Origin of the sequence: Mangrovibacter phragmitis, from assembly GCF_040429585.1 — a bacterium.
In the GTDB taxonomy this organism is placed as follows: Bacteria; Pseudomonadota; Gammaproteobacteria; order Enterobacterales; family Enterobacteriaceae; genus Mangrovibacter; species Mangrovibacter phragmitis.
This window is the reverse complement of the sequence record NZ_CP134782.1, coordinates 4,820,204-4,836,069: the sequence shown is the minus strand read 5'-3', so window position 1 is coordinate 4,836,069 and position 15,866 is coordinate 4,820,204. Positions and strand designations below refer to the sequence as shown.

The window sequence follows — 15,866 nt, the reverse complement described above, 5'->3', positions numbered from 1 at the left end:
GTTTCAGACAATAAGATGTGTATCCAGAGGAGAGTTAACCATGACGACATCAATGCAGAACAACCCAAAGCACCAGTCAAAACAGTGGTCTAAAGCTGGATTACTTTTATTGGCAGTCGGCTCAACCTTATTGTCTGGCTGTAGTTCATTGGGTCTTGGGAGTAGTGAATATGGATGCCCAGGTATGCCTGACGGTGTGCGCTGTTTATCCGCTCGTGAAGTCTATGAGCTGACCAGTAATGGCGCTGCACCCAAGACGATTGATGCTGTGGCGACTCGAATTGGTTCTCCCTCTGGGTATTCACAATCTGATTTAGAGACAGGACTGCTGAGTCATCCATCATTACCTGAGACGCAGCAATCTGCACCTCTTCGCATTCCTTCAAGGGTGATGCGGATTTGGATTGCGCCTTGGGAGGATGACCGTGGAGATCTGAATTTATCCAGCTACGTGTTTACCGAAATTGAACCGCGCCGGTGGGATATTGGGGTGTCAGCACCTCGAACGGTTTCGCCAGTGCTACGTCCACTTCAGACTCAAAGTGATTCAGCCTCAGCGGGAGCTGATGGTAAGCGCGATAACTTGAGTATCTACGGAGAAACTAACGAATGACAAATGCAGTTCGCACCATTCAAACTCAGCGCTTAATGACCATTGGTGCGCTTGGTTTAATGGCGTTAATGATTTCGGAGCCCTCATTTGCGGGCACCGGTGGTGATGCTTTCACCGATGTGTGGGATACCCTAAAAGACTGGACCCAAGGTACTTTGGGACGGATCGTAGCGGGAGCCATGGTACTGGTGGGTATTGTGGGCGGTATCGCTCGCCAAAGCTTGATGGCTTTTGCCTTGGGCATTGGTGGCGGTATGGGTCTCTACAACACACCAACAGTCGTTGAAAGTGTTATGTCTGCAACCTTACCTGTTGTTGCCAGCACTCAAGAAGTTATTGGCACAACTGTTTCAGCAATCAGCGCCGTTTTACTGGGCACATGATAAAATTGACGGCTTCTCGTGTGATAGGGGAGCCGTCATCTCACTCTGTGGACAATGATTTTTCGATATCGCAGATCCGTGCCATAAGTACTAAAGGGTCAAACGTCGATTCTTTGAAGCCAAATTTTTTGTAGAACGTTTGTGCAGTGTCATCAATAGCATGGACTAAGATTCCTGCTCCACCGACAGCGTTCATTGCTTGTACTGAGCGAATGATGCAATCTTTTAAAAGACCGGCTGCAATGCCTTGACCTTGATAGGCATTATCCACCCCAAGCCTTGCTAGAATCACCATGGGAATGGGATCTGGGCTATTTCTTCTTAATGAGCTGAAAGCTTGCTCTCTGGAAACTGATCCCATGGCAATGGCATAGTACCCAGCCACTTGATGGGCGTCAGTGTCATTGACCACATACACTCTCGCGGTTCCCCGCTTTTGACTCTTTAACGCCTGTTTTCTTAACCAAATATCGAGTTCTTCGATGCCACATTGAAAGGCGCTAACCTGGTGCTCATCAGCGAGTAGGGTTGGTGCACTTATTCCCAAGGCGCTTTCCTTTTAAACAGATCTTTCATGCCCTCAAGAGTCTGTGGCTCTGCACGAAGTTCGTTATCAAAGGCTTCAAAAGCCTTTGCTTCAAGAGCAAAATCCCGCTGTTCGGCCAGTATGCTATGCGCTTCATTGAGCGCTGCTTGCTGAATGAATACGGTTCTATCAACTTTTTTTAAACTTGCTGCGGCATCGATAATGTCTCTTACCGATGGCAATACTCGCATGTTGATTGGCGCTGTTTTTGTAGCCATGACACCATCCTCTGTATATCTACTTAATACACAGTTTAAACGGTTTTAGCGTGTAGTCAACAGATATACGTTATCTTTTGGGGTCTGTGATAGGGAAAAGCGTTTGTAGTTGGCTGGATGAAATTTGCTTGGCAGAGCGCCCCAAGAGCAGTTGTTCAACTACTATGCAAAGCATCGTCGTTAACTGGATGGGTATTTCTGCCAACTCGTTTTAGGTCTCTGTATGCAGTTTGTTTCGTTGCTAACCTAAGTGGTCTGCCAACTAAACTGGTATTTTCTAAAATGTTTATCGGATTTCGCTTTGTATGCGTAAATTCAATTGTACCCAAAGGTGTTTTGAATTCACCGGAACGTCCCGTTGTCATAACAGTTAACCTATCTACTGGAATTTGCGAAATAACACCATAATCAGAAAGAGCAGACTCCAAGCTAAGGTAGTTATATTCCCCACGTCGAATAGTTTTAGCAATTTGCTCCAACGTATCGCTGCCTTTCGACTGCGCTAAATTGAATAAGTACACACCATTAATCATTCGAGTTAGCAAGCCATCGTCTTGCAAACGTTTAATTCCTGCACGCAATGCTCGTTCGTTATCTTGATGAAAGATTTTGGCCAGATCTGAATTAGTAAAAACACAGCGACCACGCTTGTCATATTCTAAGAGCTTTTTAATTGCCTCAGCCTTTCTCACAATACGCCTCTAGTTGTCAAGGATGACACTTAAACATGTCATGAGTGTAGACTTAGCTTTAGAAGGATACAAGTTTACAAAAATGACATCAAAAAGTGTTAAATATGTTGACTTGGTTTCTAGGGGGGGATTAAAAGGACTTGGTTTGTTTTAAATTTTAATACCCAGGGTGTGAAAAAACGGGCTCAGCTAAACCGGTTGGCTAGCAACGGCGCTTCTGCCATCGCTTGTAGGCGATAAAAGTGTTATGTCTGCAACCTTACCTGTTGTTGCCAGCTCTCAAGAAGTCATTGGCACAACCGTTCCAGCAATCAGCGCCGTTTTACTGGGGACCTGATAAACTCAAAAGAGGCCTTTAAAAGGTTTGGGTCTACAAAGTCACTGCTTTGTGGACCTTATTTTTTATCAGGATTGGCTTATTTGATCAGTCTTGGTGGGTAAATCTGTTTAACTTCAAGCACAATGCTCCTCCCTTTATGTACGCCTTTAGGTGATGTTGTTAGTTCATAAAGCCCAGAGACGGAACCATTTTCTTTATGACGTTTTGAAAGTTCATGTTTCAACTTGTTGACTTTTAGTTTGGTTGGATTTGTTCCCTGAAAATGGCTCAATGCCTCAAGAGAACATAGTTGTCTTATGTGATCTATGATGCCCATACCAACAATAAAATCATACCGTTCAAAGCTCATCCACATTAAACTCTCTGCAATCAGATCAACGTATTCGTTTAAGCGGATGATGCTTTCTTCCGGGGTCGTAGGACCTAAGCGAATAATATTTCCACCACCGTCAACAGTATCACGTATTTTCCAGATGGGTTCATAGTGGCCAACCCTGTTTCTAAAGTCCTTTATAAATTTAAATCGATGATGTAATGCGGTCCTTGTTGCGTTCGTGCTTTTTGCATTTGGGAACACTTTTGGAATCAACGTTGGCCAAAGTTTGGTATTTTTCACTGGGTCATCGTAGTTCTGCGTAAGTAAATTAACCCAAAAGCCAAAGCTCAAGGATGCTACAACGGTATCTGAAGATGGTCTGGGAGTAATTGGTGTTTTACGATCTTTTTTCAGGTATTGCTTATCAGCCTCTTTTTTCGCAGAGGGAAATTTCTTCATTAAAAACCATTCTTTGTTATCACTGAAATGGCCGGATGCAGCTGAATGAATTGAATTTCGTAAAGTAATTTCAGTCGCCTGAAGCAGGGGGTAAAATGCTGTTGATAAGGACTTATTCCAAAGATACGTTCCAAGAGCTTCAGCATCATTTTGACAGCTGAAGTATGTGCGGTAGGTGTCCAATCGGGACTTCGAAAGCGTTACCTCTAGTGCGTTGATGAACGCTTGATCTACTTGCAAATCTTTATCTCCAATCCTATACTGTGTCCGTAAGTCCTAGATACACCCCCTCCGAGCATCGGCTCGTGATATGGCTCTAGGGCAGAATCTGACTAGAAATTGCTTTTAAATCATAGGTTTTTTGGCGAAATCTAGAAGAATTTGAAGAGGCTGCTGAAAGGAGGCCTTTTTCATTTCTGCTCGTTATAAGCTGTACACTGTTTATTCCTCCTAATTCTAACAGTTATTTCCAAATAGTTAAGCACCCTAGCAAGGCATCCAATTCTTCAATCTATCTAACCGAGTCCACATAGGACAACTGCATAGACTGGAGCCTCGATTTACATTAACGAGGACTCCTCATGCGAAAACTATCTCCAATTATTCTGGCGCTTGCGCTGTCTCCTTTGGTTCAAGCTGAATCTGTGTCTGAAGTGTCGCCCGTTGGCAAAATTGACGGCATGGTTTCTTTACCTGTCACGGGTATGAAAGCGGTCGAAAGCAATGGCCGTATTGTTTTCATGTCAGACAGTGGCCGGTTCGTCATTGATGGCACGCTCTATGATGCCTGGTCGAAAAAGCCGCTTACCAGCCTTGAAGAAATTCGTGAAGCGGGGAACACGCTGGACTTAAGTCGTCTTGGCTTAAAAATGGATGATTTGAACCCACTGACGCTGGGCGAAGGCAAAAAGAAAGTGGTGGTCTTTGTTGACCCCCGGTGCCCGCATTGCCATGAGCTTTTGAAACAAGCCTTACCGTTAACCAAAGAATACACCTTCCAAATACTCCCTGTACCAGTGCTTGGTCCTGATTCAGAGCGTCAGGTTCGCCAGCTTGGCTGTGCGCGTGACAAGAAAGCGGCCACCGATGCATTGCTCAATGGCCGGATTGGTAACCTAGAACAGGATGATGCCTGCAACTTAGAGCCAATGCAGCGTACCTTGGTGACCGCTCAAATTCTGGGAATTCAAGGTGTGCCTTTCATCGTCGCCAATGATGGTCGCATCAGCCGAGGCCGTCCTTATGATCTTTCTGCTTGGTTGGAGGGGCGTTAATGAAAGCCTCTCTGTATTCAGGGCAACGCGCTTCAGAGCTGTTGCCAGTATTGGCCTATTCAGACGATGAGCAACTGTTTTTCATGGAAGACCAGAGTGTTGGCTTTGGTTTTCTATGTGACCCATTGCCTGGTGGTGATGAGTCTGTTGCAGACAGGGTTAATGTTCTACTTAACAACGACTGGCCAAAAGACACTTTGCTGCAATTTGGCCTGTACGCATCCCCTGATATTCAAACCGACCTTCAGCGCATGATGGGCTTACGGCATCGTCAATCCGATCCATTGCTTAGGGCGTCGATACGCAAACGTGCGGATTTCCTCGATGGGGGCACGGTTCAACCGATAGAAGAATCGACCCAGACTCAGGTGCGCAACTTTCAACTGATCGTCACCTGCAAATTGCCTTTGGAAAGTCCTATACCGACGGAGCGTGAATTAAGTCGAGCATCTGCGCTTCGGGCTTCTTTCTCGCAGGCGCTGGCAACGGTTGGTTTTCGCGTCACTGAAATGACTGACCGAAATTGGCTCGCGGCATTAAGTGCTCAGCTTAACTGGGGAAAAGATGCTTCTTGGCGCAATCCATCACCGATTCGAAGTGAGGCAGATAAACCACTTAGAGAGCAAGTGTTGGATTATGACCGGGCTATCAAGGTGGATAGCCAAGGTCTGATGCTGGGCGATTACCGAGTTAAAACCTTATCGTTTAAGCGCCTACCTGAGCGGGTCTGGTTTGGCCATGCTGCAAGTTTTGCGGGCGACATGATGACTGGAAGCCGCGGTTTACGTGGCAGCTTCTTGTTGAATGTCACTATTCACTTTCCTTCAGCTGAGAGCATTCGCTCTCGCTTAGAGACCAAACGACAATGGGCAGTCAATCAGGCCTATGGTCCGATGCTGAAGTTTGTGCCGGTGCTTGCAGCCAAGAAAAAGGGATTTGATGTTCTTTTTGAAGCCTTGCAAGAAGGTGATCGTCCTATTCGGGCAAATATGACCTTAACGCTGTTTTCACCAACGGAAGAGGCGTCCATCAGCTCTGTTTCAAATGCTCGAACTTATTTCAAAGAACTCGGATTTGAGCTGATGGAAGACAAGTACTTCTGTTTGCCCATTTTCCTGAATGCCTTGCCATTTGGTGCTGATCGCCAGGCGATGAACGACTTGTTTCGATTCAAGACCATGGCGACACGGCATGTCATCCCTCTGTTGCCTTTGTTTGCGGATTGGAAAGGCACGGGCACGCCAGTGATTAACTTTGTTTCCCGTAATGGCCAGATCATGAGTGTATCCCTTTATGACTCGGGCAGTAATTACAACTGTTGCATAGCTGCGCAATCTGGGTCGGGCAAGTCTTTCCTGGTGAACGAAATCATCTCCTCCTACTTATCAGAAGGCGGGCAATGCTGGGTGATTGATGTTGGCCGCTCTTATGAAAAGCTGTGTGAAGTCTATGACGGTGAGTTCTTACAGTTCGGGCGGGACAGTGGCATTTGCTTAAATCCGTTTGAAATCGTTGAGGACTATGACGAAGAAGCGGATGTACTGGTTGGGTTATTGGCCGCAATGGCCGCACCTACGCAGTCATTAACCGATTTTCAGATGGCCAACCTAAAACGTCAGACTCGTGAACTGTGGGAGAAAAAAGGTCGTGCTATGTTGGTTGATGATGTGGCAGAGGCTTTAAAAAATCACGATGACCGTCGTGTGCAAGACGTGGGTGAGCAGCTCTATCCGTTTACGACACAAGGCGAATATGGCCGCTTCTTTAATGGCCACAACAATATTCGCTTCAAAAACCGTTTCACCGTTTTGGAGTTAGAAGAGCTCAAGGGACGCAAGCACCTACAACAAGTAGTGTTGCTTCAGCTTATCTACCAAATCCAACAAGAGATGTACTTAGGTGAGCGGGATCGTCGCAAGATTGTGTTCATTGACGAAGCTTGGGATCTGCTGACTCAAGGTGATGTCGGTAAGTTCATCGAAACCGGTTACCGTCGATTTCGAAAATATGGCGGCAGTGCTGTAACGGTAACGCAGTCGGTCAACGATTTGTATGACAGCCCAACAGGTAAAGCCATCGCTGAAAACTCGGCCAATATGTACCTGCTTGGCCAAAAAGCTGAAACCATCAACGCGCTCAAAAAAGAAGGCCGCTTGCCACTAGGTGAAGGCGGCTATGAATACCTGAAAACGGTTCATACCGTCACTGGTGTCTATTCCGAAATTTTCTTTATTACCGAAATGGGCACCGGGATTGGCCGCCTCATTGTCGATCCGTTTCACAAGCTGTTGTACTCGTCCCGTGCAGAAGATGTAAACGCGATTAAACAGTTAACGCGCAAAGGCCTTTCTGTTGCTGATGCCATCTCTCAGTTGTTGAAGGAGCGAGGCTTTGACTGCTCCCCTCCCTAAAGGAAGGGGATTCTTGTTTCAAGGCGTTATGCCCGAAGTTCATTAGAACAATCGGGACTTACTTACGCTCCACAAGCTAACACCGCTTGCCCAGCGGCTTTGATATTAATAGCGGCATTGGTATCACGGTCTAAGCGCGCTTCACACGCTGGACAAGTCCAATGCCTTATATGTAACGGTAGAGAATCAACTACGTGACCACAGCAATTACAACGCTTACTAGACGGATACCACTTGTCAATCTGGACAAGTGTTCTGCCGCGCCATTCTGCTTTGTACTCAAGCTGCCTAACCATTTCGCCCCAATTGGCGTCACCAATGGCCTTAGCAAGTCGCGGATTCTTGACCATGTTTTTAACGCTCAAACTCTCACAGCTAATCACTTGGTTTTCGTTTATCAACGTAGTGGTGAGTTTGTGGGTAAAGTCGCGGCGGCAGTCGGCAATCTTCGCCTGAATGCGAGCAACTTTGATTCTGGCTTTGTGGAAGTTGGCAGTTCCTTTCTTCGGCTATTTGCATTCTGAGGTAAGATCGCAGATTTAACCTGAAAATGGAATTCAGCCTCTTTTGTGCAAAACATGGTTGACGATCATGTTTAGGTTATAGTACCGTTTCGTGCAAAAAGTGGTTGGAGACCAGAATGAACGACTTTACGGGATCGGCAGCTTCACAGGCTGATTTTATTTGGAAGAACGCGGAAGATCTGTGGGGGGACTTCAAGCATACGGACTTTGGCAAGATCATCTTGCCGTTTACCCTGCTACGCCGTCTGGAGTGTGCGCTGGAGCCGACCCGCGAGGCGGTGAGAGAAGCGCATACCGCCTTCAAGGATGCCGATATTGAGCTGGATACCATTCTGCGTTCTACTGCTAACTACCCTTTCTACAACATCTCTGAATACTCGCTGGCTACGCTTGGTAGCACCAAGACGCGCCGCAATCTGGAAGACTACATCGCCCTGTTTTCGGATAACGCCCGCGCTATCTTCGAGGAGTTTGAGTTTGGCAATACGGTGATCCGACTGGAGAAAGCGGGCTTGCTGTATAAGATTTGCCAGAACTTCGCCAAGATCGACCTGCACCCGGACGTGGTGCCGGATCGGGTGATGAGTAACATCTACGAACACCTGATCCGCCGCTTTGGTGCTGAGGTCAATGAAGGAGCCGAGGACTTCATGACGCCGCGTGACATCGTTCACCTGGCGACCGCATTGCTGCTTGACCCGGATGATGCCCTGTTTGAGGCCAGCCCAGGTTTGATTCGTACCCTGTATGACCCGACCTGTGGCACGGGTGGCTTCCTCACCGATGCTATGAACCATGTGGGGGACTACGGTAACCGCGACAAGATCCCGCCAGTGCTGGTGCCGCACGGGCAGGAGTTGGAGCCGGAAACCCATGCGGTTTGTGTGGCCGGTATGCTGATCCGCCGTTTGGAGTCCGACCCTGGCCGAGATCTGTCGAAGAACATTCGTCAGGGCAGCACGCTGTCCAACGACCAGTTTGCCGGTGAGCGTTTCCACTACTGCCTGTCCAATCCGCCTTTCGGCAAGAAATGGGAGAAGGACAAAACCGCCGTCGAAGCGGAACACAAAAAAGGCGAGCTGGGCCGATTTGGGCCGGGCCTTCCGAAAATCAGCGATGGCTCTATGCTGTTTTTGATGCACCTGGCCAGCAAGCTGGAGCTGCCGAGCAATGGCGGTGGCCGCGCCGCTATCGTGCTGTCCGGCTCGCCACTATTCAACGGTGGTGCCGCGTCTGGCGAATCGGAAATCCGCCGCTGGTTGCTGGAAAACGACCTGATTGAAGCGATTGTGGCCCTGCCTACGGACCTGTTCTTCCGCACGAATATCGCCACCTACCTGTGGATTCTGTCCAACAAGAAGCCGCAGGAGCGCAAAGGCAAGGTGCAGTTGATCAACGCCACCGACCTTTGGACTTCGATCCGCAACGAGGGCAACAAGCGCCGTATTGTCAGCGATGAGCAACGCCGTCAGATTTTGGACATCTACGCCGCTGGGGAAACCGATGCGCTTTCCCGGATGCTCGACTACCGCACCTTTGGCTACCGCCGTATCAAGGTACTGCGCCCGCTGCGCATGACCCTGGAACTGGATAAGGCGGGCATGGAGCGCCTGGAAGCCGACCCCGCTTGGGAAAAGCTCCCTGACGCGCATCAGGCATTCTGGCGCGACACCCTCAAGCCGCTGATCGGGCAAACGCAGACCTATGGCTGGGCAGAAACCTTTGCCAAGGACGCGATCAAGTCCGACGAAGCCAAGCAGCTCAAGGTCAAGGCCAACAAGACCTTTATCGCCGCGCTGATCAACGCCTTTGGTCACAAAGACCCGGAAGCCGAGCCGGTCACGGATGCCAACGGCAACCTGGTGCCGGATACTGACCTGACCGATTACGAAAATGTCCCCTACCTGGAAGACATTGACGACTACTTCGCCCGCGAAGTGCTGCCCCATGTCCCGGATGCCTATCTGGACGAGAGCTTTACCGATGCGAAGGATGGCAAGCTGGGCCGCGTCGGCTATGAGATCAACTTCAACCGCTTCTTCTATCAGTATCAGCCGCCGCGCAAGCTGCACGATATTGATGAAGACCTGAAGCAGGTAGAAGCCGAGATTGCCGCACTACTGGCAGAGGTGGCCAGCGAATGAGCCAGTACAAAGCGTATCCCGCGTATAAGGATTCCGGCGTTGAATGGATTGGGCAGGTGCCGGAGCACTGGGAGGTGAAGCCCATTTGCCGAGTAACCTCAGTCAATGATGATGCCTTGTCAGATTCAACCACTGGATCAACGCGCATTAGTTACGTCGATATATCGTCCGTAGGATATACGGAGGGCATCAAGCAAGCTACGGAAATGGCTTTTGAGGATGCTCCGTCCAGAGCCAGACGCAAGGCATCTACTGGGGATGTAGTCGTTTCCACGGTTAGGACATACTTGAAGGCAGTTGCCGCAGTTACTGATGAGTATGCTGATTGTATATTCTCAACAGGGTTTGCCGTTCTTCGTGCCCGTCAGTTGGAACAATCCTTCCTTAAATGGATGATTCTTAATGAACTTCTTGTCCAGGCTATTGAGGCTCATTCTGAGGGGCTGAGCTATCCGGCAATAAATGCTTCTGCCTTGGTTAAGCTTAAAAGTGTCATTCCTCCCCCAGAAGAACAAGCCACCATCGCCGCCGCCCTCGACTGCGAAACCGCCCGTATTGATGCGCTGATCCAGAAGAAAACCCGCTTTATCGAGCTGCTGAAGGAAAAGCGTCAGGCGCTGATTACCCATGCGGTCACCAAGGGCCTAGACCCCAACGTGAATATGAAGGATTCCGGCATTGAGTGGATTGGGCAGGTGCCGGAGCACTGGGAGGCGACAAAACTAAAGCATGTTGCTGCATTCTCTGGTGGTGGTACGCCATCAAAAGAAAATCCAGACTATTGGAACGGTTGCATCCCTTGGGTCTCTCCAAAGGATATGAAACATGAGGTGATTACCGATTCTATAGATCATATAACTACCAAAGGACTGGAAAATAGTGCCACGAAACTGATTGACTCGGGAGCGGTGTTGCTGGTTGCTCGATCAGGTATTCTTCGCCACACGATACCGGTTGGGATCAATAATGTTCCTGTTAGCTTAAATCAGGACATGAAAGCATTGAGCCTTGATGAAACTAGGGTTAGACCCCGGTTTATACTTCGGTGGGTACAGGGTCTTAACCGCTCGTTGCTTGGGATATGGGCAAAAGAAGGAGCTACTGTTGAAAGCTTAGAGCATGAATATGTAGCGAACACTCGTCTACCTCTTCCAGACCTGAAGGAGCAAGATGCCATTCTAGCCACCCTCGACCGCGAAACCGCCCGCATTAATGCTCTGATTAGCAAGGCTGAACAAAGTATCACCCTGCTCAAAGAACGCCGCGCCGCCTTTATCACCGCCGCTGTCACAGGCCAGATTGATTTGCGAGGAAAACAATAAATGCAATCAGCAGCACATCAGGAAAAACACTTCCAGCAATACATCATCGACCGGTTGGTAGGGCAGGGCTGGAAGCTGGGTGATTCCAAGTTCTACGACACCGAGCGGGCGGTGTACCCCGAAGACCTGGAAAGCTGGATTAAAACCAGCGGCCAGCAGGAAAAATGGGACAAGCTGGAACGGCTCAACGGGGCCAAAACCCTTGAAGTGCTGATGGATCGCTTGGATAAAGCACTGGAGAAACAAGGCACCATGCAGGTGTTGCGCCAGGGTTTTTCCATTGCCGGTTGCGGCCTGATCGAGATGACCGAGGCTGCACCGGAAGACAAGCGCAATGCAGCAGTCATTGAGCGTTACCAGGCCAATATCCTGCGCGTGGTGCCGGAACTGAAGTATCACCCGGCCCGTGAATTTGCCATTGATCTGGTGCTGTTTATCAACGGTCTGCCGGTGGCAACCGTCGAACTGAAGACCGACTTCACCCAGTCCTGCGAAGCGGCAATGGATCAGTACCGCAATGATCGTCTGCCGTATGACGCCAAGACCAAACGCCGGGAGCCATTGCTGACCTTCAAGCGCGGGGCGGTGGTGCATTTCGCCATGTCCGACTCTGAAATCATGATGGCGACCAAGCTGGATGGAGAAAACACCTTTTTCCTGCCGTTCAATAAGGGGCGCAAGGACGAAAACGGCACGGTACATGCGGGTAACCCGCCAGGTGAGATTAAGGCCGATGGTACTCAGGAATACCCGGTAGCCTACTTCTGGGAGGCGGTCTGCCAGCCGGATGCCTGGCTGCGGATTTTCCATAGCTTTGTCTACGTCGAGAAAAAGGACGTTGTAGATATTCAGGGCAACTGGTCGAAGAAAGAAACCCTGATTTTCCCGCGCTTCCACCAATGGACGGCAGTGAACCAGATGCTGACCGATGCCCGCGAAAACGGCGCAGGCATGACCTACCTGTGTGACCACAGCGCCGGTTCCGGCAAGACCAGCACCATTTCCTGGACGGCCCATGACTTGGTGAAACTGCGCGAAGATAACGGCGATTCGGTATTTAACAGCGTGATCATTGTCACCGACCGCAATGTGCTGGACGGCCAGCTTCAGGACGCGGTGAAGCAGATTGACCATCAGTTTGGGGTGATCGCCGCCATTGACCGGCAGAAGTCATCCAAGTCCAAGAGCAAGCAACTCTCGGAGGCCTTGTTGTCTGGCACGCCGATTGTGGTGGTCACGATCCAGACCTTCCCCTACGCGATGGAAGCCATCATCACTGACAAGGCCCTGAAAGGGAAAAACTTTGCTGTGATCATTGATGAGGCGCATAACTCGCAGACAGGCTCTACCGCCGCTAAGCTGCAAGCCGCGCTGGGGATGAGTGGGCAAGGCAAGATGTCCACCATGACGGTGGATGAATTGCTGGAACAACTGCAAAAATCTCGGGCTCGCCCGGACAATATCAGCTATTTCGCCTTTACCGGTACGCCGAAGCACTCCACTTTGATGCTGTTCGGTCGCCCAACAGACCCGAGCCAGCCAGCCTCTAACGATAACCCTCCACAAGCCTTCCACCTGTACACCATGCGCCAGGCCATTGAGGAGAAATTCATTCTCGATGTGCTGAAAGGCTATGTGCCCTACAAAACGGCCTTCAACCTTTCCAAGCAGCTTGAAGACAGCAAGCGGGTAAGCGGCAAGGCCGCCAAACGCGCCCTGGCACAGTGGATGTCATTGCATCCCACCAATGTGACCCAGAAGGTACAGTTTATCGTTGAGCACTTCACCAAAAACGTCGCCCACCGGCTGGATGGCAAGGCCAAGGCGATGGTCGTGACCAGCTCCCGCGCCGCTGCCATTCGCTACAAGAAGGCGTTTGACCGCTATATCGAGCAGCACAGCGAGTACGGCTTTATTCATTCACTGGTGGCCTTCTCCGGCAAGATGACCGGTAAGCAGGTGATGCACCAGGATGACAGCGAGTTCAAGGATGATGTGTTTATCGTCGATGAGAACGAAGAGTTCACCGAGCAGAGCATGAACCCGGATGTCCAAGGGCAGGATTTGCGCTTTGCCTTTGACCGACCTGAATACCGGGTGATGTTGGTGGCCGACAAGTTCCAGACCGGCTTTGACCAGCCCAAACTGGTAGCCATGTATGTAGACAAGAAAATCGCCAACCATGTGGAGATTGTGCAGACCTTCGCCCGCCTCAACCGGACGGCCCCCGGTAAGGATGAGGTCTTTATCATCGACTTTGTGAACGACCCAGAGAACGTGCGTCAGGCCTTTACCACCTATGACAAGGGTGCTCACATCGACGAAGTGCAAGACCTTAATGTGGTCTACGAGATCAAGGAGCGCTTGGACGAGCACGGCCTGTACGACGATAAGGACTTGGCCGCGTTCAAGGAAGCTCGCTTCAAGACCATTCGGGACATCACCCATACCAAATCGCCGCAGCACAAGGCGCTGTATGCCGCCACTGCTGGAGCGACGGCCTTGTATAACGACAAGATGAAAATGCTGCGTGATGGCATGGCGACCTGGGAAGCGGCTTTTGAGAAGGCCCGTGCCAAGGGTGATGAGGCAGGTATGAAGTCTGCCGATCACCATCAGGATGAGTACGCCGAGCAAATCAAGGCGCTGATTGGCTTCAAGTCGGATTTGGGGCGTTTTTGTCGTACCTACTCTTATATCGCCCAACTGATTGATTTTGGCGACCCGGAGCTGGAGAACTTCGCCGCGTTCGCCAAGCTGCTGCAAAAGCGTCTATTGCACGAAGCTCCGGAAACGGTGGACTTGACCGGCCTGGTGCTCACCGGCTTTGACATCAATGCTCGTTCAGATAACGCGGAAGACGAAGGCGAAACCCCGGTACTTCAACCGATAGGTGCAGGCGGTGGTGGCGTGGCTGGCGACAAGCCGAAATTCGTCAAAGAGATTATCGAGAGGCTCAACAGTCTGTTTGGTGAGGCGACGCCGATCCAGGATCAGGTGGCTTTCGTTAATCAGATTTCAGCGATTACCGGTGAAAGCGATGTCGTCATGGCTCAGGTGGAAAGCAACACCCGTGAGCAGGCTATGAAAGGCAACCTCCCCGGTGCGGTTCAGCAAGCGGTGGTTCGTGCTTTGTCCAGTCATCAGAAGCTGGCAACCCAGGTGCTCAAGTCTGACCGTCAGGGCATGACCGCATTGGTTGATATGGTGTATGACCTGCTGCGCGAAGGCAAAGACATCGACCTGGATATGGATTAAGCCGATGCTTGACCTGCTGAATCTGCCAGGCATCAAGCCTGTCGATATGCGCCACGAAGGCAAGTGCCTTGTGATAGTTGCTGAGCCGGTAACGGTCGATGTGCCATTATGTGGGGACTGCAACACCCCTATGCACAGACACGGTACGCGCAAAAACAAGTTCATGGACACGCCGTTGTACATGGAGCCCGTCCGCCTTGAAGTTCAGCGCCCGCGCTTTCGCTGTGAGTCGTGCGGAAAAATGTCCATGCCGGAGTTGAGTTTTCTGGATGACAAACGCCGAGCTACCAAACGGCTGGTCGATGTTATTCGGCAACAGTGCTTGGGAACCACCTTCCATGCTTTAGCCGAGCAAACCGGTGTGGCGGTGAACACCGTCAAGAACATCGCTCACGATCTCATTGAGGAACTCTCCCAAACCGTTCGTTATGAAACCCCGGTCATCATGGGTATCGACGAAGTGAACCTTGCCGGCGGGTATCGCTGTGTAATCACCAATCTGGCAACCAACAACGTCTTTGATATGTTGGAGCATCGTACTCAAGAGCACCTGAAGCCCTTCTTCAAGGATTTGCCGGATGCTGACAAGGTTGAATGGGTCTGTACGGATATGTGGCGACCCTTCAAACGTTCCTTTGCTCAGCATCTGCCCAACGCCAAACTGGTGATCGACAAGTTCCATGTCGTCAAGATGGCCTCTGAAGCCCTGGAAGCGGAGCGCAAGAACTATCAGGCACAGTTAAGCAAAGAAGATCGGATTTATGTCAAAAAGTCCATTCGCTGGCTAACCCTGAAGCGGCCCGGCAACCTGACGCCCGCGGAGCAAAAGGCGCTGGAAGTCGTGAAGCAGGCGATCCCTGAGCTTGCCGTAGCCTATGATTTCAAGGAAGCCTTCTTCTGCATCTACGACGAACCCGACAAGCAGAGCGCTCAGAACGCCTTTGAGGCTTGGGAGAACAGCCTGCCGCCTTATGGCATGGAGCCTTTCAAAAAACTGGTGAAAACGGTACACAACCATTACGACGACATCTTTGCCTACTGGGATGCGCCGTTCTCAATCACCAATGGCTATACCGAAGGGCTCAACGGCTTGATCAAGATGTCCAACCGGTTAGGTCGGGGTTATAGCTACCCCATCATTCGGGCAAAAACGCTGTACTCCAAAGAAGCCCGCAAGGTCGGCAGTGGTATTCGAGCAGGACGAGGCAAGGTCGAGTATGGACCGCACATTCCGACATTGTTGAAGCAGGCAGAAGGTGGAGAGTTGGATTAACGCGAGATAGGGCGCGACTGAGAATCCAACCAATGTTAGATTTTCTCAGAGTG

General features: G+C 50.3%; 12 protein-coding genes and 2 pseudogenes. 9 read left to right on the top strand and 5 right to left on the bottom strand.

Going from position 1 to position 15,866, the window contains the following annotated elements:
* Nucleotides 1-40 precede the first annotated feature (40 nt).
* Both traV and traA read left to right on the top strand, forming a co-directional pair.
* Nucleotides 41-613, top strand: coding sequence for a type IV conjugative transfer system lipoprotein TraV (traV, locus tag MPHASIOC01_RS23290; protein ID WP_275482484.1), 573 nt, complete (start codon nucleotides 41-43; stop codon nucleotides 611-613).
* Nucleotides 610-996, top strand: a complete 387-nt coding sequence (gene traA, locus MPHASIOC01_RS23285; protein WP_353613380.1) for a TraA family conjugative transfer protein — start codon at nucleotides 610-612, stop codon at nucleotides 994-996. The genes traV and traA overlap by 4 nt, the downstream gene beginning before the upstream one ends.
* A 40-nt stretch (nucleotides 997-1,036) precedes the next feature.
* Here the strand turns inward: traA and MPHASIOC01_RS23280 are convergent, their stop codons facing one another.
* From MPHASIOC01_RS23280 to MPHASIOC01_RS23265, 4 genes are all read right to left on the bottom strand, one after another.
* Nucleotides 1,037-1,543 carry a GNAT family N-acetyltransferase gene (locus tag MPHASIOC01_RS23280; protein ID WP_353613379.1) on the bottom strand — a complete coding sequence of 169 codons (507 nt, stop codon included), beginning with the start codon at nucleotides 1,541-1,543 and terminating at the stop codon, nucleotides 1,037-1,039.
* Nucleotides 1,534-1,800 (bottom strand): DUF1778 domain-containing protein, encoded by a 267-nt coding sequence (locus tag MPHASIOC01_RS23275; protein WP_353613378.1) that lies wholly within the window; start codon nucleotides 1,798-1,800, stop codon nucleotides 1,534-1,536. Before MPHASIOC01_RS23275 ends, MPHASIOC01_RS23280 begins: the two co-directional genes overlap by 10 nt.
* 155 nt (nucleotides 1,801-1,955) lie before the next feature.
* Nucleotides 1,956-2,492 carry a type IV toxin-antitoxin system AbiEi family antitoxin gene (abiEi, locus tag MPHASIOC01_RS23270; protein ID WP_353613377.1) on the bottom strand — a complete coding sequence of 179 codons (537 nt, stop codon included), beginning with the start codon at nucleotides 2,490-2,492 and terminating at the stop codon, nucleotides 1,956-1,958.
* Nucleotides 2,493-2,908: 416 nt separating this feature from the next.
* Nucleotides 2,909-3,847, bottom strand: coding sequence for an Abi family protein (locus MPHASIOC01_RS23265; RefSeq protein ID WP_353613376.1), 939 nt, complete (start codon nucleotides 3,845-3,847; stop codon nucleotides 2,909-2,911).
* A gap of 341 nt (nucleotides 3,848-4,188) precedes the next feature.
* Between MPHASIOC01_RS23265 and MPHASIOC01_RS23260 the strand changes: the two genes are divergently transcribed.
* Complete coding sequence (locus tag MPHASIOC01_RS23260; RefSeq protein ID WP_001228926.1) at nucleotides 4,189-4,881, top strand: DsbC family protein; 693 nt, start codon at nucleotides 4,189-4,191, stop codon at nucleotides 4,879-4,881.
* The gene (traC, locus tag MPHASIOC01_RS23255; protein WP_353613375.1) at nucleotides 4,881-7,292 is read left to right on the top strand and encodes a type IV secretion system protein TraC; all 2,412 of its coding nucleotides are present in this window, start codon (nucleotides 4,881-4,883) and stop codon (nucleotides 7,290-7,292) included. Before MPHASIOC01_RS23260 ends, traC begins: the two co-directional genes overlap by 1 nt.
* A 62-nt stretch (nucleotides 7,293-7,354) precedes the next feature.
* Here traC and MPHASIOC01_RS23250 read toward each other — a convergent pair.
* A pseudogene (locus tag MPHASIOC01_RS23250) lies at nucleotides 7,355-7,795 on the bottom strand (RNA-guided endonuclease TnpB family protein); the annotation flags it as partial.
* Nucleotides 7,796-7,932: 137 nt separating this feature from the next.
* Here MPHASIOC01_RS23250 and MPHASIOC01_RS23245 point away from each other — a divergent pair.
* The 5 genes and pseudogenes from MPHASIOC01_RS23245 (at nucleotide 7,933) to MPHASIOC01_RS23230 (ending at nucleotide 15,813) form a co-directional block, all read left to right on the top strand.
* Nucleotides 7,933-9,960 carry a class I SAM-dependent DNA methyltransferase gene (locus MPHASIOC01_RS23245; protein WP_353613374.1) on the top strand — a complete coding sequence of 676 codons (2,028 nt, stop codon included), beginning with the start codon at nucleotides 7,933-7,935 and terminating at the stop codon, nucleotides 9,958-9,960.
* Nucleotides 9,957-10,673: pseudogene (locus MPHASIOC01_RS27710) on the top strand (restriction endonuclease subunit S); the annotation flags it as partial. The gene MPHASIOC01_RS23245 and the pseudogene MPHASIOC01_RS27710, both read left to right, overlap by 4 nt.
* Complete coding sequence (locus MPHASIOC01_RS27705; protein ID WP_405027782.1) at nucleotides 10,656-11,282, top strand: restriction endonuclease subunit S; 627 nt, start codon at nucleotides 10,656-10,658, stop codon at nucleotides 11,280-11,282. The pseudogene MPHASIOC01_RS27710 and the gene MPHASIOC01_RS27705, both read left to right, overlap by 18 nt.
* Nucleotides 11,283-14,540, top strand: a complete 3,258-nt coding sequence (locus MPHASIOC01_RS23235) for a UvrB domain 3-containing protein (protein WP_353613372.1) — start codon at nucleotides 11,283-11,285, stop codon at nucleotides 14,538-14,540.
* 4 nt (nucleotides 14,541-14,544) lie between these two features.
* Nucleotides 14,545-15,813 carry an ISL3-like element ISKpn25 family transposase gene (locus tag MPHASIOC01_RS23230; protein ID WP_353613371.1) on the top strand — a complete coding sequence of 423 codons (1,269 nt, stop codon included), beginning with the start codon at nucleotides 14,545-14,547 and terminating at the stop codon, nucleotides 15,811-15,813.
* The last annotated feature ends 53 nt before the right edge of the window (nucleotides 15,814-15,866 follow it).